General features: G+C 65.4%; 17 protein-coding genes. 10 read left to right on the plus strand and 7 right to left on the minus strand.

Annotation, left to right across the window (positions count from 1 at the left end; genetic code table 11):
• Nucleotides 1-11 precede the first annotated feature (11 nt).
• The 6 genes from ATO3_RS21840 (at nt 12) to ATO3_RS21865 (ending at nt 6,414) form a co-directional block, all read left to right on the plus strand.
• Nucleotides 12-821: an SDR family NAD(P)-dependent oxidoreductase gene (locus tag ATO3_RS21840; protein ID WP_088652028.1), complete on the plus strand. Its 810-nt coding sequence runs from the start codon at nt 12-14 to the stop codon at nt 819-821.
• 68 nt (nt 822-889) lie between these two features.
• A complete protein-coding gene (locus tag ATO3_RS21845) occupies nt 890-2,188 on the plus strand; it encodes a M24 family metallopeptidase (protein WP_088652029.1) in 1,299 nt (432 codons plus the stop codon).
• A 3-nt stretch (nt 2,189-2,191) separates the two neighbouring features.
• The gene (locus ATO3_RS21850) at nt 2,192-2,956 is read left to right on the plus strand and encodes a glucose 1-dehydrogenase (protein ID WP_088652030.1); all 765 of its coding nucleotides are present in this window, start codon (nt 2,192-2,194) and stop codon (nt 2,954-2,956) included.
• A gap of 11 nt (nt 2,957-2,967) precedes the next feature.
• Nucleotides 2,968-3,711, plus strand: a complete 744-nt coding sequence (locus ATO3_RS21855; RefSeq protein WP_088652031.1) for an SDR family oxidoreductase — start codon at nt 2,968-2,970, stop codon at nt 3,709-3,711.
• Nucleotides 3,711-4,874, plus strand: a complete 1,164-nt coding sequence (locus tag ATO3_RS21860; protein WP_233152254.1) for an alpha-hydroxy acid oxidase — start codon at nt 3,711-3,713, stop codon at nt 4,872-4,874. Before ATO3_RS21855 ends, ATO3_RS21860 begins: the two co-directional genes overlap by 1 nt.
• A 397-nt stretch (nt 4,875-5,271) precedes the next feature.
• Nucleotides 5,272-6,414, plus strand: coding sequence for an AI-2E family transporter (locus tag ATO3_RS21865; RefSeq protein WP_198963336.1), 1,143 nt, complete (start codon nt 5,272-5,274; stop codon nt 6,412-6,414).
• Nucleotides 6,415-6,577: 163 nt separating this feature from the next.
• Here the strand turns inward: ATO3_RS21865 and ATO3_RS21870 are convergent, their stop codons facing one another.
• From ATO3_RS21870 to ATO3_RS21890, 5 genes are read right to left on the minus strand one after another with little or no spacing between them, the layout of a single operon-like run.
• Entirely contained in the window at nt 6,578-8,170 is a 1,593-nt protein-coding gene (locus ATO3_RS21870) for a fucose isomerase (protein WP_088652033.1), read from the minus strand.
• Nucleotides 8,167-9,795: an FGGY-family carbohydrate kinase gene (locus ATO3_RS21875; protein WP_088652034.1), complete on the minus strand. Its 1,629-nt coding sequence runs from the start codon at nt 9,793-9,795 to the stop codon at nt 8,167-8,169. The genes ATO3_RS21870 and ATO3_RS21875 overlap by 4 nt, the downstream gene beginning before the upstream one ends.
• 27 nt (nt 9,796-9,822) lie before the next feature.
• Nucleotides 9,823-12,492, minus strand: a complete 2,670-nt coding sequence (locus tag ATO3_RS21880) for an alpha-L-rhamnosidase (RefSeq protein WP_158218037.1) — start codon at nt 12,490-12,492, stop codon at nt 9,823-9,825.
• A 1-nt stretch (nt 12,493) separates the two neighbouring features.
• Complete coding sequence (locus ATO3_RS21885; RefSeq protein ID WP_088652036.1) at nt 12,494-13,174, minus strand: GntR family transcriptional regulator; 681 nt, start codon at nt 13,172-13,174, stop codon at nt 12,494-12,496.
• A 32-nt stretch (nt 13,175-13,206) separates the two neighbouring features.
• The gene (locus ATO3_RS21890; RefSeq protein WP_088652037.1) at nt 13,207-14,106 is read right to left on the minus strand and encodes a dihydrodipicolinate synthase family protein; all 900 of its coding nucleotides are present in this window, start codon (nt 14,104-14,106) and stop codon (nt 13,207-13,209) included.
• Nucleotides 14,107-14,267: 161 nt separating this feature from the next.
• On the opposite strand from ATO3_RS21890, the gene ATO3_RS21895 reads away from it, so the two are divergent.
• From ATO3_RS21895 to ATO3_RS21910, 4 genes are all read left to right on the plus strand, one after another.
• Complete coding sequence (locus tag ATO3_RS21895) at nt 14,268-15,254, plus strand: sialic acid TRAP transporter substrate-binding protein SiaP (RefSeq protein ID WP_233152255.1); 987 nt, start codon at nt 14,268-14,270, stop codon at nt 15,252-15,254.
• Nucleotides 15,255-15,272: 18 nt separating this feature from the next.
• Nucleotides 15,273-15,767, plus strand: a complete 495-nt coding sequence (locus ATO3_RS21900; protein ID WP_233152256.1) for a TRAP transporter small permease — start codon at nt 15,273-15,275, stop codon at nt 15,765-15,767.
• 15 nt (nt 15,768-15,782) lie between these two features.
• Nucleotides 15,783-17,087: a TRAP transporter large permease gene (locus ATO3_RS21905; protein ID WP_088652040.1), complete on the plus strand. Its 1,305-nt coding sequence runs from the start codon at nt 15,783-15,785 to the stop codon at nt 17,085-17,087.
• 186 nt (nt 17,088-17,273) lie between these two features.
• A complete protein-coding gene (locus ATO3_RS21910) occupies nt 17,274-18,245 on the plus strand; it encodes a calcium/sodium antiporter (protein WP_088652041.1) in 972 nt (323 codons plus the stop codon).
• A gap of 93 nt (nt 18,246-18,338) precedes the next feature.
• On the opposite strand, the gene ATO3_RS21915 is transcribed toward ATO3_RS21910, so the two are convergent.
• A complete protein-coding gene (locus ATO3_RS21915) occupies nt 18,339-19,505 on the minus strand; it encodes an MFS transporter (RefSeq protein WP_088652042.1) in 1,167 nt (388 codons plus the stop codon).
• Complete coding sequence (locus ATO3_RS21920; protein ID WP_088652051.1) at nt 19,505-19,918, minus strand: ester cyclase; 414 nt, start codon at nt 19,916-19,918, stop codon at nt 19,505-19,507. The genes ATO3_RS21915 and ATO3_RS21920 overlap by 1 nt, the downstream gene beginning before the upstream one ends.
• Between the last annotated feature and the right edge of the window lie 77 nt (nt 19,919-19,995).

A 19,995-nucleotide genomic window follows, 5' to 3' on the forward strand; every position in this document is an offset into this window, starting at 1 on the left:
GAGGAGAAACCATGGATCCCGCGAGACTGAAGGGAAAGAACATCCTGATCACCGGTGCCGGGCGTGGCATGGGGGCGGCAAATGCCGAATGCTTTGCCGCACAGGGGGCGAATGTCTGCCTCGGCGATCTGGATCTCGATGCGGCGCAGGGCGTGGCGGAAAAGATCAACGCCGCGGGCAACGGCCGGGCCATCGCCGTCCACATGGACGTGACGAAACGCGCGGACAATGCTGCCGCCGTGGCCGCAACGGTCGAGGCCTTCGGCTCGATCAACGTCGGCGTGTTCAACGCCGGCCTGAACAAGCCGCGCTTCTTCATGGACATCGACGAGGACAACTGGGACCTCATCATGACCGTGAACACCAAGGCCATGTGGCTGGGCATGCAGGAAACCGCGCGCCAGATGATCGACCAGGGCCCGATGCCCGATCATCCCTACAAGCTGATCAATGTCGGATCTATCGCGTCGCGGAAACCGCTGGTCGACGTGACCGTCTATTGCACCTCGAAATACGGCTGCCTCGCGCTGACCCATTGCGGCGCCATCGGCCTGAGCGAGCACAAGATCACCGTCAACGGCTACGCCCCCGGTGTCGTGGTCACGCCGCTCTGGGAACAGCTTGACAAGGACCTCGTGGACATCGGCTTCAAGCAGAAGGAAGGCCAGGCCTACGAGGACATCGTGCGCGACGCGCTGCAGATCAAGCGGGTCTCCTACCCCGATGACATCACCGGGACCGCGTCCTTCCTTGCCAGCGACGACAGCGATTACATGACCGGCCAGATGATCCACATCGATGGCGGCTGGTGCATCCAGTAACCGACTGACTTTCCAAAATTTTCAACACGTGAAACGGGCGCGCCGGCGCGACCCGGAGGAGCTTTCTGATGTCACGCGCATTGATGCCCAACCTGCTGACCCCCCAGGATCTTGAACCCAACTGGGAATGGCGCGAACGCCTGCCCGCCTGGGGCCATACCTCGGTCGATTTCGAACGCCGCATCGACCATGACCGCCTGCGCCGCTACCGGCTGGCGCGCACCCGGCAATCCCTGCAGAATTCCAAGGCCGGGTCGCTGCTGCTTTTTGATGTCAACAACATCCGCTATGTCACCGCAACCAAGATCGGCGAATGGGAGCGGGACAAGATGTGCCGCTTCTGCCTGCTGACCGGCGACGATTCCCCTTATGTCTGGGATTTCGGCTCGGCCGCGGTGCATCACAAGCGCCATTCCGACTGGCTGGAGCCCGACCATTGCCTGGCCGGTGTGGTCGGCATGCGCGGCACGATCCCGCCCGAATTCGGGCTGATGCAGAAATATGCCAAGATGATCGCCCAGCTGATCAAGGATGCCGGCATGGCCGACATGCCGGTCGGGGTGGATTATGCCGAAACCGCCATGTTCCATGCCCTGAAGGAAGAGGGCATCAACGTGGTCGACGGTCAGCAGATCATGCTGGCCGCGCGCGAGATCAAGAACTGGGACGAAATCCAGCTGCTGACCCAGGCGGCCTCGATGGTCGATGGGGTCTATCACATGATCTACGAAGAGCTGAAGCCGGGCGTGCGCGAGAACGACATCGTCGCCATGTCCAACAAGCTGCTCTACGAGATGGGTTCGGACGACGTGGAAGCGATCAACGCCATTTCCGGCGAGCGCTGCAACCCGCATCCGCATAATTTCACCGACAGGCTGATCCGCCCCGGCGATCAGGCGTTCTTTGACATTCTGCAGTCTTATCAGGGCTATCGCACCTGTTATTACCGGACCTTCAACGTCGGTCGCGCGACACCGTCGCAGAACGATGCCTACGTCAAGGCGCGCGAATGGATCGACGCCTCCATCGCGATGATCAAACCGGGCGTGACCACCGACAAGGTGGCCGAGGTCTGGCCGACCGCCGAGAGCCTCGGCTTCCCGAACGAGGACGCGGCCTTTGGCCTGCAATTCGGTCACGGGCTGGGCCTTGCGCTGCATGAACGCCCGATCATCTCGCGTGCCGTGTCTCTGGATCATCCGATGGAGATCCAGACCGGCATGGTCTTTGCGCTGGAAACCTATTGCCCGGCGACGGACGGCTATTCGGCCGCGCGGATCGAGGAAGAGGTCGTCGTCACGGAGACCGGCTGCGAGGTGATCTCGCTCTTCCCTGCCGAAGATCTGCCCATCGCGAACCGGTACTGAACGATGGCCAATCCGTTCGACCTCTCCGGCCGCAAGGCCCTGGTCACCGGCGGCGCCACAGGCATCGGCGAGGGCATCGCCCTTGCCCTTGCCGCCGCCGGGGCCGACGTGGCGCTGACCTACCGAAGCCACCAGCCCGAAGAGACGACAGCCGCGATCCAGTCGTTCGGGCGACGGGCCGTCCCGGTCCATGCGGATTTCATCGGCATGGACGAGGCAGCCGCGCGTGACGTGATCGACGGCGCCGCCGATGCCCTTGGCGGGCTGGACATCCTGGTCAACAACGCAGGCATCATCCACCGCGCGGACTCGACAGAGATGGCGCTGGACGACTGGCGGCGCGTGACCTCCGTCAACCTCGATTCCGTCTGGCTGCTGTCACAGGCGGCCGGGGTCCGCATGGTGGCGCAGGGCTCGGGTAAGATCGTCATCGTGTCGTCCGTACTGGGATCGCAGGGCGGCCTGCGCGTCCCGGCCTACGCGTCCTCCAAACATGCGGTGCTGGGCCTGACCAAGGCGCTGTGCAACGAATGGGCGCCGCATGGCGTGAACGTCAACGCCATCGCGCCCGGCTATACCGCAACCGACAACACGCAGGCGCTGCGCGACGACCCGGACCGCTCCCAAGCGCTGCTCGACCGCATCCCGGCCGGGCGCTTCGCCGAGCCGTCTGAGATCGCGGGCGCGGCCGTGTTCCTGGCCTCCGACGCCGCCGCCTACTGCCACGGCAGTTGCGTGACGGTGGACGGCGGCTGGCTCGCACGGTGAGGGAGGACATCATGGATCAATCGCTTCGGGGCAGGACCGCCCTTGTCACCGCCGCCGCCAACGGGATCGGCCGCGCCTCGGCCGAGGCGCTGGCCGCGCGCGGCGCCACCGTCATCGCCACGGATATCGACGCAGACGGGCTGGACCGGCTGGCGGCCTCCACGGGCGGGATCACCGCCCAGCCGCTCGACGTGCTTGACGCGGATGCCGTCGCTGCTCTCGTCAACTCCCTGCCGCCCGTGGACATTCTCGTGAATTGTGCCGGCTGGGTGCATGACGGCAGCATCCTGGACTGCGACGAGGCCGCCTGGGACAGGTCCTTCGACCTGAACGCCCGCGCCATGTACCGCCTGACGAAAGCCGTCCTGCCGGGGATGCTGGAGAAAGGACAGGGGTCGATCGTCAACATCGCGTCCATCGTCTCCAGCGAAAAGGGTGCACCGCGCCGCTTTGCCTACGGCGCCTCCAAGGCCGCGATCATCGGGATGACGAAATCCATTGCGGCGGATTTCGTCCAGGATGGCATCCGCTGCAACGCGATCTGTCCCGGCACGGTGCAAAGCCCGTCACTCGAAGACCGGCTGCGCGCCACCGGCGATTTCGACAAGGCGCTGGCCGCCTTCACCGCGCGCCAGCCCATGGGCCGCCTCGGCAAACCGGAGGAAATTGCCGAGATGGTCTGCTACCTTGCAAGCGACATGGCCGGCTTCACCACCGGGCAGGCCTTTGCCGTGGATGGCGGGTGGTCGATCTGATGCGCCTCGATCGTGCCGCCTCCATCGACGACCTGCGCCGCATGGCCCGGCGGCGCATCCCGCGCTTTGCCTTCGATCTGGTCGACGGGGGCGCGGAATCCGAACGCAACCTGCGCCGAAACTGCGCGGCCTTCGAAGAGGTCGAGCTTGTCCCGCGCTACATGGTGGATGTCTCGGACATCGACACCCGCACCACGCTGATGGGTCAGACCTTCGATGCGCCCATGGGCATGGCGCCCATCGGGATGCTCAACGCCTTCTGGCCCGGCGCCGACCTGACGCTGGCGCGGCTGTGCAAGCGGGAAAACATCCCCTACGTCGCCTCCTCGGCCGCATCCACGACGCTGGAAAAGCTGGCCGAGGCGGCGGACGGCAACGGATGGTTCCAGCTCTACGTCTCCAGCGACGGCGCGGTGACCGAGGGGCTGATTTCCCGCGCGGAGGCGGCGGGCTACGAGGTGATGATCGTGACCGCCGATGTCCCCGCGGCCGGCAAACGCGACCGCGACATCCGCAACCAGCTGGCCGTGCCATTCCGGATCACGCCGGAGGTTGCCCTGGGATTGGCGACCCACCCGCGCTGGTCGCTGGAAACCCTGGTGCACGGCAAGCCCAACATCGCCAATTATGCCGATCTTCTGCAATCGGCGACATCCTATGCCGACGTCCAGAAGACCCTGATCACCCCCGGCTTTTCCTGGGAGAGCCTGAAAAAGCTGCGGGAGCGCTGGCGTGGAAAGCTGCTGGTCAAGGGTATCCTGCACCCGGCTGACGCCGACGCCTGCGCGCGGGCCGGATGCGACGGGATCGTGGTGTCCAATCATGGCGGTCGCCAGGTGGCCTTTGGCCCGCCGACAGCCCAGGTTCTTCCGGCCATATCCGAGGCAGTCGCCGGGCGCATGACGGTCATCGTCGACAGCGGCATCCGCCGCGGCGCGGACCTCTTGCGGGCCAGGGCGCTTGGCGCGGAATTCGCCTTCGCCGGCAGGGCGCTTGCCTTCGGTGTCGGCGCAGGAGGAGAGCGCGGCGCGCAGCGCGCGATGGAGATCCTGAAACTGGAGCTGAACCGCGCTCTGGGACAGCTGGGCGCTCCGAAGTTCACCGAGGTGGGCCCGGAGCATCTTGCGTGCCAGCCCCGGGACTTGCCCAGGTCTGAGGCCTGAAGCCGCCGGTCTGGTGCTGTCGTACGGGCGCGCACGGCGCGCGCCCCGGCGCATGATGCACAAGCCCGCGGTCGGCGTCACATGGGGCGCCGAAAGTCGCGGGCGAATGCAGGCATTTCTGAAGGACCGTCCGGCCAGACCGGACCAATTGTCCGGCGACGGCGCGGCCCCCGCCCCTCGCGCTCCGGGATCATAATGTCCACGCTGGCCTTGAGCCACCCGACCGGATAGCATTTCGTCAATCACCGACGCGATCCGCCCCCGGTGCCGCAGCCAGTGTCTTTCGATACCTCCTACCGGACGGAAAAAACGTGGAACTTTGCGGGCTACATGAGGTTGTTGAGACGATATTCCACTTCCATACAATTGATCGCGCCTCCGGTGCGAGGAGACTGACGTGAGCGACAATCCGGCCGGAAGCGAACCGCCAGAACCGGCCGCCAATCGCCACCTTAACTTTGCGCCACGCTGGGCTGTGATCGGGATTTTCCTGATAATGCTGGTCGGCTCGGCAGCCTATGCACGGTCGTTCCTGATGCCGGTCGTCCTGGCCGTGCTTCTGCAGCTGGTCTTCGCGCCGGTGCGCCGGAAACTGGCACGATGGGGCATCGCCCCGGGGATCGCCGCCGGACTGATCGTCACCACGTTGCTGTCCCTGCTGCTTGCCGGTGCGATAAGCCTGTCCGGACCCGTCAAGACCTGGGTGGATCGGGCGCCGATGATCGGCTTCGAGATCCGCGAGAAGATGGATGATCTCAGGGAAGTGACCGAAGGCGTCCAGAAGGCCGCCCAGCAGGTCGACGAAATCACCAGCCCCCGCGAGCAGGAGGAAGAACCGGGCGTGCAGCGGGTCCGTGTCGAAGAGGACACCGGGCTGCTGGCCTATGCGTTGAGCCTGCCATGGGTCATCGCTCAGATCGTGTTCACGCTGATCCTGATGTTCTTCTTGTTGGCCTCGGGGGACATGTTCTACGAAAAGCTCGTGTATGTCCTGCCGACCTTTCGGGACAAACGGCAGGCCATTCAGATCGCCTACGACATCGAGCGCAAGCTGTCTCGCTACCTGTTCACCATCACCCTGATCAACGCCTGCCTGGGCATGTCGATCGGGCTGGCGATGTACTGGTTCGGCATGCCCAATCCGATACTCTTCGGCGTCCTGGGCTTCCTGCTGAATTTCATCCCCTATCTCGGCGCCATCATCGGGGTGGGCGTCGCCACCATGGTCGCCTTCGTCTCGCTGGACCTGGCGCAGGAGGCGCTTCTGGTGGGCGGTGTCTACTTCGCCCTGACCTCGATCGAGGGGCAGTTCGCGACACCCTATTTCGTGGGCCGAAACCTGAGGCTGAACACGGTGGTCGTGTTCCTGTCGGTGACTTTTTTCGCCTGGCTGTGGTCCGTTGTCGGCATGCTCGTGGCGACGCCGCTGCTGGTTGCCCTGCGCACGTTCTGCGAACACATCCCTGCCCTGCAGGGGGTCGGGCATTTCCTCTCGGCGAGAGGCGACGAGACGGAAGAGAAGACGCCCGCCGAACTCTGACGCACGACCCGGTCGCCGATGCCGGCCATCCGGAGGACAGGATGCAGACCGCCTGGCCGAAGGTTGCAGGCGCGGCTTTCTTGACGGAACACGGAGACGCCATGTCGGGGATCGCTGTTCCGGCGATCCCCGTCTCGCCACAGTGGCCGGCTGCGCCTGCCGGTCAGGCGGAAATACCGCAGCAGGTCACCTCGATGCCGAGTTTCGCCGCCAGCGCGGCGCGCACACGCAGCGCCCGGTCTGCTTCGGCAGGTCCCGTGGCATAGACGACCTGGACGTGATTTGCCTTGTGCCGGGCCATCATCTGGTCGCGCGTGACACCGGTCAGGACCGCGTTCATGATCGGCCACTCCGGGTTGGTCGCGCGCGAGCGCCGTTCCTGTTCCTCGGGCGGCAGCGCGACAGCCTGCCCCCGGCCGATGTCCATCTTCAGCCGCCCGCCTTCGACGAAGACCCGCGACCACACGATCTCGCCGGGCTTGGCATAGCCCTTGAGTGTCCCGCCCCCGGCAGGGAAGAACATCGGCGGCTGGCGCAGGCTTTCCGAGCCGGCCCAGCCGCCCGGGTGATGCGCCGCCGGCGCGGCTCCGGAGATCTCGAACACCCAGACGTAGTCTTCATGCGCCCCCGACAGGTCCGGCCCGCCCCAGCGCAGATCGTGCAGTGTCGTCTCGACCGGCTGGCCGAGCGCGCGATGCACCCGATTTGTGAGGATACCGTCGATCCCGGCGCATTCGTCCACCTCGTTGAAATGGACAATCGCCTGGCCCTGGCGGATGACGCTGCCGTCGGCGCGGGTCACGTCGGGGCGGTCATCGGTGTTCAGCATGCCCTCGACAAGGTCGGAGGCCGGCAGAAGATCCTTCAGGCCCTGCTGGTATTGTATGCCGATGGCCTCGCAGCCGAACTGATCCGCCAGCCGGACCGCCGCGATGTACATGCGGCACTGGTCGATCACCTGGTCCTCGGTCAGTTCGGTGGCCGGGTCGGTGCCGAGGTGGAAGGTCATGCCACGATCGACAAGCCAGTCGTAGACCGCGCGGCCCTCTTCGGTCGGAACCTGCAGGGTGGCGTGGTACAGCGCGGATTGCGACAGTCGTTCCTTGAACATGCCCATGGGCATCATCAGCTCGTCGGGGACGATTGCATTGTACATGCCCATGCAGCCTTCATCGAAGACGCCAAGGATGATTTTCCTGTCACGCAGGTCTGCGGCAATGCCGTCGACAAGCGCGGCATCCGGGCCGGCGCCGCCGCTGAACGCGGTTGCGTGGCTGGTATCGTGGGTGATGCGCCCGGTGTCGAGCCATTCGCGCAGGCCCGACAGGAAGAACGCGTCATCGAAGGTTTCCGACCACAGCGAGGAATAGGCGATGCCGGCCTTGGTCAGCGACCCGTTCAGGTTGAGCAGCCCGACAAGCCCCGGCCATTCGCCCGCCCAGTTGGCCAGCGTCAGGATCGGCCCGCGGTGGGTCGTCAGGCCGGGCAGCACGTGGTGCGAATATTGCCAGACGGCTTCGGCGACGATCAGGGGGGCGTCCGGGTCGATCCCCGCAAAGACATCCATGCCTTCACGCTGGCTGGCAATGAAGCCGTGTCCAAGCTCTTCCTTGACCGGATGTGCCCGCCTGACGGTATGCCCCATGCCCGCCAGGACCCGGGCCAGGCTGGCCTCCATCTGGGATTGGGCCGGCCAGCACTGGACGTTTGCGCTTTCGCGAAGGTCGCCACTGGCGACAAGTGTGATCTCGGTCATTGGTCTTCTTCCATCAGTCTGGTGTAGCGCGCAAAGTCGTCCTGCATCTGCCGGAAGACCCTGTACTTGCGGTCGTGATACTCCCGGACGGCGCCGCCCCGCGGAGAGACGACAGTGCCACCGCCACACATGTCGCTCATGGCCGTTTCCAGGTCGGGACGGTCGCCGGCGGCGACGGCGGCCAGCATGGCACAGCCCAGAAGGACGGGTTCGGGTTGATCGGGCACGATGACGCGACAGCCCGTGGCGTCGGCATTCTCGCGCAGGAACAAAGTGTTGCGGGCCAGGCCGCCGCTGACGACCAGCGTGTCGACAGGCGCGCCGGCCGCACGCATCTCCTCGATGATGTGGCGCGTGCCATAGGCCAGCGCCTGCAGGGTGGCCAGGTAGTCCAGCGCCAGGTCCTCGGCCCCCGTGTCCAGCGTCAGCCCCGTGATCGCGCCCTTGCGCCAGGGCTGGGCAAGCGGAGACCGGTTGCCGTGGAAATCGGGCTGCACGTGGCGCCCGGCGGTCAGCATGGCCGTCTCTCCGGCCATGCCGGCAAGCAAGTCGTCAAGCAGATCCGTGACCCGAACACCGCGCGTGCCGGCCGTCTCGGCCAGAGCGCCCGAGGCCGAATGGCGCGCGATGACGGCATCCAGCAAGGCGCCGGCGGCCGACTGCCCCCCTTCCAGCGCCCAGAGATCAGGGAGCATCACCCCGTAATACGGGCCCCAGACCCCGGGCACGAAGACGGGGTCCCCGGACACCGCGATATGGCAGGTCGACGTGCCGGCGATAACCGCAAGCCGCGCCGATATGGGATCATCGGGCGCGCGCGCCACCGCCAGCGTGCCAAGCGCGCCGGCATAGGCGTCGATCAGGCTCGCGGCGACAGGTGTGCCCGCCGGCACGCCCAGCTCGGCGGCGGCCCTGTCGCTGACGCCTCCGCACGGGGTGCCAGGCGCAGCCAGCTTGGCCCCGATGGCCGGGTAGCCCGGCGCGACCAGGTCCTCGAGCCCGATGGCGCGCAGGAAATCGTCGTCCCAGCCTTCGCCGTTCAGCCCCTTGTGCCCAAGGTAGGTCCACTTGCAGACCGTCGAGCAAAGCGACCGGACATCGCCGCCGCTGGCCCGATGCACCAGCCAGTCCGGCAGGTCGCGCACACTCTCCGCACGGGACCAGGCCCGGGGCATTTCACGCTTGAGCCAGCGCAGCTTGGGCAATTCCATCTCGGGCGAGATCGTGCCGCCCACGTGTTTCAGCGGCAGGCCACCGATGGCGTTGATGGCCTCGGCGTCTGCGATGGCGCGGTGATCCATCCACAGGATGACGTCCTGATCCGCGGCACCCTTCCGGTCGATCGAGACCGGGGCCTCGGTGGCGTCGGACACCACCAGTGAACATGTCGCGTCGAAGCCGATGCCGCGAATCTCGCCGCCGGTGACGCCTGCGGCTTCAAGCGCGGCCCGGACAGCCGTGGTCACGGCGGCCCATATCTCGGCCGAGCTTTGCTGGGCGAAATCAGGCTCGGGCCGATAGGTGGTGATGGCACAGGCACGTGTGGCCAGAAGCCGTCCGTCCGTGTCGAAGACCCCGGCGCGGGCGCTGCCCGTGCCGACGTCGATACCTATATAGCTGGGCACTTTGTCCTCTTCTCCTGTCACCCGGCCCTAGGCCGGACATATTGCCAATTCGGTCCGCCCCGGAGGCAGGTCCAGCCCTGTGCCCATGTCGATGCCATCGGCGGTCAGCCCGTCGGGCAGCACGACCCGCGCCGTCACGTCGGGTGGCAGGCAGACCGTCCACAGGATCCTGTCCCCCTCGTCATAGTGCCAGGCGCTGCATATCTCGCCGGTGTGGGCCATGTAGCTGGCCTCGACATGGCCGATGCGCCGATCGAAGATCGGGCGCATGATCAGGCGCGCGAACCCCGGTGCCGCCGGGTCCCAGTCGATCCCGGCCAGCCGCGCCCAGATCCATTCGCCCACGGCCCCGTAAGAATAGTGGTTGAAGGAATTCATCGCCGTGGACTGAAACCCGGCCTCAGGGGTCCAGCCATCCCAACGTTCCCAGATCGTCGTGGCGCCGTGCCTGATGGAAAAGCCCCAGCTGGGATAGGTGTCCTTCAGCAGCAACGCGACAGCCGCCTCGGGATAGCCGTTGTCCGACAGGACGGGGCACAGGTGGCGCACACCGATGAAGCCGGTCTGAAGATGTCCGCCGGCGGCGTCGATCAGCTCCATCAGACGCGTGGCGGCGCGCGGACGATCGTCGGGCTCCAAAAGGTCGAAATCCAGCGCCATCAGATAGGCGGACTGGGTATCGCCGGACAGCCGGCCGTCAGCCAGGAACGCGTCGCGAAAGGCCCTCCTCAGCCGGGTTCCAAGTGTCCGCCAGGGCTCGATGTCACGATCCGTGGCCACGGCGATCCCGGCCATGAGATCGGCCAGGTGGACCCAGTAGGCGGTCGCGACAAGCGCCCGGTCGGTCGCGGGTCCGATGCTCAGCCAGTCGCCGTAATTGTTGTGCACCGCGTTGCGGCGTATGCCGTCGGGGTTATGCCGCTCGATGTAGGACATCCACGCGGTGAAAGGCCCCCAGCAGCGATCCAGCAGGTCCCTGTCGCCGTAGCGCAGCCAGTGATGCCATGCCATGATTATCGGCCCGTCGCCCCAGGCCGGCGCCCCGGGCTGGGGCGTCAGGCGATATGGATTGAGAGGCTTGGTCGGCGCGACATCCGGAAAGGCACCATCGGGCGATTGCCCGTCGATCAGGTCCTCCATCCACTTGGTCAGGAAGGCCGAGACATCCGCGACGTAACCAGCCGTTCGCCAGAAGACCTGGGCGTCGGCGGTCCAGCCATAGCGTTCGTCACGCTGCGGGCAGTCGGTCGGCACGGCCAGGAAATTCCCGCGCTGGCCCCATTCGATATTGCTCAGCAGCCGGTTGACCATCGGATGCCCGGTCTCCATCCGCCCGGCCGGGGGCGTGGCGGTCTGGATCGCGATGGCGGTCAGGGCCGGTTCCGGCGCGTCGCCCTCGATCGTCAGCCCCGCGTACTGGAACCCGTGGAAGGTGAAACGCGGCTTGAACGTCTCGGGGCCACCGCCCTTCGCCACGTAGATGTCCTCGGACACAGCGTAGCGCAGATTCGCCGTGTAAAGCGCGCCATCCTCGGTCAGCCGTTCCCCGTGGCGCAACCGGAAGACCGTGCCCGCAGGGGCCTCGACGGTCATCTCGCAATAGCCCGCGATGTTCTGGCCGAAATCGAATATCCGTTCGCCGTCAGGGGCGGTCATGATGGCGGCGGGCGTGAACCGCTCGGTTTCCCGCGACGGCTGGATGCGCGCGGCGTCAAGCCCCGGCAGCCCCGGTTCCGGGAGGATGCATTCCACCGGCTGCCATCGTGACGTGTCGTGCCCCGGACTGGCCCAATCGCCCAGCTCCAGCCGCGCGTCGTAATGTTCTCCGGCCAGGAAATCCGAATAGCAGATCGGCCCCTGCCGGGTCTGCCAGTCCGCATCGCTTGCCAGGATCTCGCGCCGGCCGTCGGCATAGTCCAGGTGGATCTGGCACAGCAGCGCCGGCCGGCCGCCATAGTGGTTGCCCGCGCGGCGCTGGTTGTGGCCGATACGGCCGCAATACCACCCTTCGCCCAGGATCGCGCCGACACAATTCGCTCCGTCCCGGACTGCGCCGGTCACGTCGTGCACCTGGTATTCGACCCGCTTGTGGTAGTCGGTCCAGCCCGGCGCCATGACGTCTTTGCCGATACGCTGCCCGTTGATGTAAAGCTCGTACAGTCCAAGCGCCGAGACATAGGCTGTCGCGCGCACCGGGCGGGCCGGCAGGATGACTTCGCGCCGCAGGTAATCCGCCGGGCGGGCCTGGAACCGGTTGTCGTACTGGTTGTCCTGCGGGACCTCGCGCCCGGCGGGCAGCACGAAATAGCGGCCGATCCAGTCCGCCCGCCAGTCTTCGGGCCCAAGGCCGGTGAAGACCTCGGCGGGATCGGCAAGCTCCGACACCGCGTCCGTTTCATCCCAGACCTGCACGCTCCACCAGAAATGCAGGTCGGATGGCAGGGGGGCGCCCCCCCAGGGCAGCAGTCGCCGGCCGTCGGCCGGGCTTTTCCCACTGTCCCACAGATCGCCATGTCCTGCGGCCACCGCATCGCGGTCGCGACCCGCCACGATGCGCCAGGCCGTCATGTATCCACCGCTGCCGTCAAGGGCCCATCCAAAGCGCGGACATGCGGTATTGAGGCCCCGGGCCGTGGACAGGTGTTCGCACCTCAGCTGGGTCGGGCGCATCGGCCCGGTCGCTGTGCCGTTCGTCATGTCAGAGCTCCATCGCCCTGTCCCGCGCATGAGCGATATGCGCATCCATCGCCTGCATGGCCGTCACCGGGTCGCGGGACAGGATGCCCTCGATGATCGCGAAATGCTCGGCAAAGGCCGTGGGCAGGATATCGCGGTTCAGGCGGATCCGGTCGAGCTTGATCAGACGGATCCGGATGAAGTTGATGTTGTAGGCCTGCATCATCAACTCGTTGCCGGTGGCCTGGATCAGCGCCTGGTGAAAGCCGCTGTCGATGTCCTGACCGCGCTGCAGGCTGTCGTCGGAGGGCGCCGTCCGGATCTCGGTCAGGATGGTCTCGTGCAGCTCGCGCTGAGCGGCGAGCGTTTCATCCGGCATCCTGCGCACGGCAAACAGCACCGCCTCGCGCTCGAGCGCCGCGCGCATCTGAAAGGCATCCCGGATCATCGGCAGATCGATCGAGAGGATCTGGATGCCGCGCTGGGGCATCACCACGACGAGCCCCTCGGCCTGGAGCCGGGGCAGCAATTCGCGCAGGGCCCCGATCGACAGGTTCAGAAGATCGACGAGATCGCGCTGGCTGACCAGTTGGCCCGGTTTCAGCCGTCCGTCCAGCAAGGCGTCCTGGAACAGCTCGTAGCCGGTCTGGCGCACGCTCGTGTGCGGCGTGGATCCGTTCGTATTGTTCGGCCGGCGTGCCATTGTCGATCCTCCCTTAAGTTCGGACACCCGCCTCAGCCGGATGCGTGGCAGACATCCAGCAGGGCCGTCCCGATCCGGTCCAGATCGTCCTTCGCCATGGGCCGCAGCGGAGGCACGGTCCGGGCGAAGGCAGGATCGTCGTAGAGCCGCGCGACCAGCCCCTTGAGCGCAACCAGGCCGCCATGGCCGTCGACCGTTTCAATGCGGCGCCTGGCCGTGGCTTGAAGCGCGGCGTCGTCGGGCGTGTCCGGCAGGGCCGCGCAATCCGCGGGAAATGCATTTGGCAGGCCGCCGATCATGCCGGCCCCGCCCGCCTGCACCATGCGCCGGAGGATACGGTCATCCCCGGTAAAGATCGCCAGGTCGGGAAAGTTCTGGATCAGGGTCTTGCCCGCAGCCAGGTCGCCAGTGGAATCCTTGATGCCGATGATCCTGTCGCCCACCCTGTCCATGACCTCGCGCACGCGGTCCGGGGTGAAGAGCAGCCCGCTGAAGGCGGGAAAGTTGTAAAGCAGGATCTGGAGGTCGGGCACGCCGGCCCGGGCGACCAGAGCCGCATAGAAATCGCCCAGCCCACCGGGCGCATCATAGGCGTAGTAGAACGGCGGCAACACCAGCACCGCGCGGCAGCCCAGGTCGGCATACCCGCGCGCCAGGCGCGCCGCATCATCCAGCGAAGAGGCGATCACCCCCGGCACCTGGCGCGACATGTCCATGCCTGCGGCCTTCATCGCGGCCAGGGCGGCCAGCTTCTGATCGGTCGAGAAGGACGCGCCTTCCCCGGTCGTGCCGAAGACCGAGGTCATGATGCAGCCCTGCGCCCGCATGGTTTCGCAATGGGCCTGCAAGCGGGGGGCGTCGATTTCGAAATCTGCCGTGACCGGGGTGATTGCCGCTCCGATAACGCCGCAAAGGTCTGCTGGGCCGGGCATTGATAGTCCTCGCTCTGGTGGATCAATGAGCAGTATGATCAGTGATCCGATAACTGATACAATCAGTGTTTACATCAGCCGGGTCTGTCCGTAAAGTCGCTTCGGGAACCGAGAGGACGCCGATCTGGATCGGCCCTTCAATGCAACATGGGAGGAGCACCATGACACGACACATTCTCATCGCCCTGGCGAGCAGCACCATGCTGTCGGCCCCGGCGTTCGCGCAGGACCAGATCGAACTGAAGTACACGGTTCCGTCGGTGCCGAGCGACATTCACACCCGCGCGATGCAGGTGTTCAAGGAAACGCTGGAAACCTCGATGCCCGACCGCTTCGATATCCAGCTCTACGATTCCGGGTCGCTGTTCGCACAGGGCGCGGACCTGGATGCGCTTCAGCGCGGCAACGCCGAGATGACCTATGTCTCGTACCAGCTGATCGCGGATGCGATCCCGGCCTACAGCCTGCTGACCGCCGGCTACCTGTTCCAGAACCCCGACCACTACGAGGCGTTTCTCGCCTCCGACCTGGGAACGGAGTTCAAGCAGACCGTCTCGGACGAGATGGACATCCAGCTGCTGGCGCCCTGCTACCTGGGCACGCGACAGCTGAACCTGCGCGGCGACAAGGCCATCAGCACGCCGGCGGATCTGGATGGCGTGAAGCTTCGGATGCCCGGGTCGGATGCCTGGCTGTTCCTGGGCGAGGCCCTGGGCGCCAGCCCGACGCCCCTGCCCTTCGGCGAGGTCTACCTGGGGCTTCAGACCGGCACCATCGATGCGCAGGACAACCCGCTTCCGACGGTCGAGGCCGCGAAATTCTACGAGGTCACCGACCAGATCGTTCTGACCAGCCACCTGGTGGACGCCATCAACGTGGCCATCAACAACGAGACCTGGGACAAGCTGAACGACGACGAGAAGCAAGCCGTCACAGAGGCCGCGGCGGCTTCCTGCGAATGGAACAACGCGCAGAGGATCTCTGAAGAAGAGCGTCTGTCCGCGTTCTTCGAAGAAGCAGGCCTCAAGGTCTCGACCCCCGATGTGGACGCCTTCCGCAGCCATGTTCAGCAGGTCTATTTCGACAGTCCGCGCTCGGCCGACTGGCCCGAGGGCTGGGTCGAGAAGATCAACGCGCTGGCCGACTGATCCCGGATGGCCGGCGTCGTGACGCGGAAAACACTGGTGAAGACCGGCCGCCTGCTCAAGCAGGCGGCCGATTGGATCGGGGTGGCGCTTTTCCTGACCGCGTTCTGCGGGTTCGTCGCCCAGATCTTCTACCGCTATGCTCTCAACGATCCGCTGCGGTGGACCGAAGAATTCACCATGATTGCCTTCATCTGGACCGTGTTCTGGGCAGCAGCTTTCCTGGTTCCGATCCGCGAACATGTCTCTTTCGAAGTTGTCTACGACGTCGTGTCGCCGCGAACCCAGAGACTGTTCGACATCTTTTCCATGACGATGCTGATCATCGCATTCGTCCTCCTGATCCCGGCCACCTGGGATTACCTTGACTTCCTGACGCGCAAGAAAAGCCCCGTGCTTCGCCTGCCCATGCACCTGATCTATGGCTGTTACATGCTGTTCCTGGTGGGGTTCACGATCCAGGCCGTGGCGCGTCTTGTCACCCTTTTCGGCCCGCGGTGGCAGGAACAGAACTGAAACGGTCCCGACCTCATGGAATTCTTTGCCGACAATGCCCTGATCCTGATGCTCGTCATTCTGGTGGCCACCACGGTGACCGGCCTCCCGATCGGCGCATCCATGATCGTCTCGAGCATCTTCTACCTGTTCATGGCGGGCCGCGACGTGGGTCTCGCAGCCGAGAACGTGCTGAACGGGGTCTTCGGCAACTTTGTCGCCCTGGCGGTTCCGCTGTTCATCTTCGCCGCCAACATCATGAATGCCGGCAAGGTCTCTGACAGGTTGCTGACCTTCGCCCTGGCGGTCGTCGGGCGCATGCCCGGCGGGCTGGCCCAGGTGAACATCCTGACATCCCTGATCTTCTCGGGCATGAGCGGCTCGGCGATATCGGACGCGGCCGGCGTCGGCAAGGTCATCACCGGCATGATGATGAAGGACGGACGTTACCCGCCCGGCTTCGCCGGCGCGATGACGGCCACCTCGGCCGTCGTCGGCCCGATCTTTCCCCCGTCGATCCCGATGGTCTTTTACGCGCTGATCTCATCGACCTCGGTGGGGGCGCTGTTCCTCGGAGGTGTCGTGCCCGCCATTCTGGTCTGCACCGTGCTGGCCGTGGCGGTGATGATCATGGCCAAGGTCCGCGGGTTCCCGGTGGAAGACGCGATCCCGTGGCGGGCCTTTCCGATGGTCTTCCTGCGCGCCCTGCCGGCGCTGCTCATGCCCGTCATCCTGCTGGGAGGCATCTATTCGGGCGCCTTCACGCCCACCGAAGCCGCTGCCGTCTCGGCCTTCTATGCATTGCTTTTGGCCAGTTTCGCCTATCGCGTGCTGGGACCGCGCGAATTGTTCCAGGTGGTGCTCAGCACGGTACGCACGACGGCGGTGGTGACCCTGATCCTGTGCGGGGCCTTCATTTTCAACTACGTCATCACCGTCGAGCGCGTCCCCCAGGCCGTCTTCGCCCTGTTCGAGGGAATGGACCTGAACGTGGTCACGTTCCTGCTGCTGCTGAACCTGCTCTACCTGGCCATGGGCTGCGTGCTGGATGTTTCGACCATCATGCTGGTCGTGACCCCGCTGTTCATTCCGACCGCGGCGGCGATGGGGATCGATCTGAACCACCTTGGCATCGTGCTGGTGTTCAACATGATGATCGGTCTCATCACGCCCCCTTACGGCATCCTGCTGTTCATCATCAAAGCCCTGAACGGCATTCCCGTCGCCGAGATGATCCGCGAGACATGGATCTTCCTGGCCCTGCTGATCGCCGTCCTTCTGCTTCTGACCTTTGTCCCCGCGATCTCGCTCTGGTTGCCCAGGGCGGCCGGGATGCTCTGATCGGCGTGGCCGGTTGGCCCTGCCTATCTGACCTGATCCACCCCCGGTCAGCGGAGCCCGGACGATCAGGGTCCCCGGGGCGGCGCAGCAAGAAATAGCGAGGCCGCCGACTTGCCGAACCTGCCTGCGCGCTCCACCTCTCCCTGACGAAGAACCTCGGTTTGAAACCAGGGAAGGAGGACCACCATGGAAGCCTGGCTGTCACTTCTGGGCGGGCTCGTGCTGTTGGTCGTCGGTGGGGAATTGCTGGTACGCGGTGCCGTCAAGGCGGCCGAGCGGATGGGGATTTCGCCGCTGGTGATCGGCCTGACCCTTGTCGGCTTCGGCACATCGATGCCGGAACTCGTGACCTCGGTTCAGGCGGGGCTCAACGGATCCCCCGGGATCGCCTTCGGCAATATCGTGGGCTCGAACATTGCCAACATGCTGCTGATTGCCGGCGCCTCGGCCCTGATCTGCCCGATTGTCGTGGCGCGCTCGGCGCTGCGCAGGGATGCGGCCGTGATGCTGGCGGCGACCGTTGCCTTTGCTCTGCTGGCCGCACTGGTCCCGATGGGCCGTATCCTGGGCGCGGGCCTTATTGCCCTGCTGGTCGGATACATCTGGTACGTGATCCAGCAGGAGAAGGCGGCCGCAGACGGCGGTGCGCTGCACGACAAAAGCCTTGCCCTTGCCGAGGCGGACCCCGGAATTGCACCGCCTCATGCCGGGCAGGGTCTGATTGTTCCCCTGCTGACCGCTCTCGCAGGGCTCGCGCTGGTCGTCGCCGGAGGCTCTTTCCTGGTGAACGGAGCCGTGGCACTCGCCCGCGGCTTCGGCATCTCGGAAACCGTCATAGGCCTGACGATCGTTGCCGTGGGCACCTCTATGCCGGAGCTTGTGACGTCGGTCATCGCGGCCCTGAAACGGCAGGGGGATGTGGCATTCGGCAACGTTGTGGGCTCCAACATCTACAACCTTCTCGGTATCGGCGGGACGACCGCCCTCATCGCTCCGTCGAATGTCCCGGAGGAGATCGCCCGTTTCGACGCGCCGCTGATGGTGGCCGTTTCGCTGCTTCTCTTGCTCTTTGCCGCGACAGGGCTTCGCATCGCACGTCGGGAGGGAGCCGTCCTGATCGCAGGCTATTGCGCCTACATCTGGATGCTTTGGCCGTGACGCTTTTGGCTGGCAGACAAGCAGGATTGGACAGCCGGGCAGCGTGAAAGCCGCGCTTGCCCTCCCCTCCCCCTCGAACGCCAGCAGCGCCGCCTATATTCGGGCAGGCCTGATTTCATTTGCCTTGAAGAATTTGAACGCAACCGCGAAGGGCACGACACTGGCGAAGAGGACCATGGCCAGCCAGATCGGTCCCTCCGGGCGCCCCGTTGCATCCAGGATGGCTCCGGCGGCGGGGGGCGTGGCAAGCATGATCGCATAGTAGATCGTGAAAAAGACCCCCATCCCGAAGGCGCGGACGTGAGGGCGCAGCGCCAGACCGGCAAGCGCCATTATGACACCGGCGGGCGCCATCCCGACCAGACCGAAGAGCAGGCTGGCCGCAAGTCCGGCGCCGGGGTAACTCAGCATCCAAAGGGCGATCACGGCCGCCGCCATGCAGACCGTCAGGACAAGATTGCGGTGGCCAAGCCGATCCACGATCTGACCGCAAACCGCGCCCGAGCCGATCATCAGCCAGCTTCCGACACTGATGATGCCCGCGGCGGCGATGGCCGTCTGTCCGAGGTCCTCCAGTACCTTTGGGCCGAAGGACAGATAGGTCACATAGGCCGCATTAAAGACGCCCCAGGCCCCGCTGGCACAGAACACCAGGATCCACTCTTGCCGGGTAAGTCGCGCCGCGCCGTCGGATTTTGCGGCAGGCAGGCCGCCGGGCGCGCGATAGAAGACGTAAACGGCCACCGCCGCGAGCAGACAATAGACGGATGCGGTCTGAAACGGTGCCCGCCAGCCATGGACCTCTGCCAGCCAGGCATGCCCGACCTGCCCCATCGCGATGCCGAAGGGCCAGGACATCACCAGGATGCTCATCGCTGTTGCGATCTCGCGGCCCTCGAACCAGTCGACGACCATCTTGGTGAAATAGAGATTGATGATGAGGAAGCCGATCCCCGCGACCACACGTCCGACCCCGATGCCGGTGCTGCCGCCCGCAAGCGCCGAGATGATCCCGCCGACGGCCAACGCCATGAGGCCCAGAACCGCCATGTCGCGATCGGAAATCAGCCGCCCAAGGTACCCCGCCGGCAAGGCCAGGATCAGCCCCGGCGCCATGAACAGCCCGATCAGCAGGCCAACGCCTGCGTAGTCCAGTCCGAAGGCGGCGATCAGGCCGTCGCCCACCGAGGCCAGGGTCTGGAACTGAAACCCCATCCCGATGCGGGCAAGAAACAACAAGGCAAGGATGCGCCAGCGCATTACGCCCAGCCGAGCCCGCGCAGCGCCGCCACGTCGTTCCAGATCTTGGTCATATGGACGATTCTGTCGCCGTCAAATTGCATGACATAGGCATAGTCCGACACCACGACCCTGCCGGTCGGCGCCACCGGCCCGCCCGGTCCCGTATGCGTGCCCTGGAACTCGGCCGTTGCCACGGCGGTGCCGCGCACCTCGTCCATTGCGAAAGAGGTCAGCATGTACTGTCCGTCGGGCAATGGGGTCAGAAGGCCTTTCATCCACTCGCAATACTCGGCAAGCGTCCTGGTTTCGGCCAGCGCGTCCGCCTGGCACACGAAGGTCGCATCTTCCGTGCACCAGGCCTTGCAGACGTCCCAACCTTTTCCGGTTTCGCAGGCATCGAAGAAAGCCTGTGCGGTTTCGAACTGTGTCATGGCGATGTCCCACATGCATTTGCTGAACCTCGAGCTGAGCTACTCCCCATCTCTTGGACAAGATCTGGCGTAAATTA

Origin of the sequence: Marinibacterium profundimaris (assembly GCF_002210095.1) — a bacterium.
In the GTDB taxonomy this organism is placed as follows: domain Bacteria; phylum Pseudomonadota; class Alphaproteobacteria; order Rhodobacterales; family Rhodobacteraceae; genus Marinibacterium; species Marinibacterium profundimaris.

Bases quoted from the DNA above. Each gene is read 5' to 3' on its own strand.
- ATO3_RS21920 (WP_088652051.1), bottom strand. From the start codon at position 19,918: ATGACACAGTTCGAAACCGCACAGGCTTTCTTCGATGCCTGCGAAACC.
- ATO3_RS21885 (WP_088652036.1), bottom strand. From the start codon at position 13,174: ATGGCACGCCGGCCGAACAATACGAACGGATCCACGCCGCACACGAGC.
- ATO3_RS21880 (WP_158218037.1), bottom strand. From the start codon at position 12,492: ATGACGAACGGCACAGCGACCGGGCCGATGCGCCCGACCCAGCTGAGG.
- ATO3_RS21890 (WP_088652037.1), bottom strand. From the start codon at position 14,106: ATGCCCGGCCCAGCAGACCTTTGCGGCGTTATCGGAGCGGCAATCACC.
- ATO3_RS21905 (WP_088652040.1), top strand. From the start codon at position 15,783: ATGGAATTCTTTGCCGACAATGCCCTGATCCTGATGCTCGTCATTCTG.
- ATO3_RS21855 (WP_088652031.1), top strand. From the start codon at position 2,968: ATGGATCAATCGCTTCGGGGCAGGACCGCCCTTGTCACCGCCGCCGCC.
- ATO3_RS21910 (WP_088652041.1), top strand. From the start codon at position 17,274: ATGGAAGCCTGGCTGTCACTTCTGGGCGGGCTCGTGCTGTTGGTCGTC.
- ATO3_RS21860 (WP_233152254.1), top strand. From the start codon at position 3,711: ATGCGCCTCGATCGTGCCGCCTCCATCGACGACCTGCGCCGCATGGCC.
- ATO3_RS21845 (WP_088652029.1), top strand. From the start codon at position 890: ATGTCACGCGCATTGATGCCCAACCTGCTGACCCCCCAGGATCTTGAA.
- ATO3_RS21895 (WP_233152255.1), top strand. From the start codon at position 14,268: ATGACACGACACATTCTCATCGCCCTGGCGAGCAGCACCATGCTGTCG.
- ATO3_RS21840 (WP_088652028.1), top strand. From the start codon at position 12: ATGGATCCCGCGAGACTGAAGGGAAAGAACATCCTGATCACCGGTGCC.
- ATO3_RS21870 (WP_088652033.1), bottom strand. From the start codon at position 8,170: ATGACCGAGATCACACTTGTCGCCAGTGGCGACCTTCGCGAAAGCGCA.
- ATO3_RS21850 (WP_088652030.1), top strand. From the start codon at position 2,192: ATGGCCAATCCGTTCGACCTCTCCGGCCGCAAGGCCCTGGTCACCGGC.
- ATO3_RS21915 (WP_088652042.1), bottom strand. From the start codon at position 19,505: ATGCGCTGGCGCATCCTTGCCTTGTTGTTTCTTGCCCGCATCGGGATG.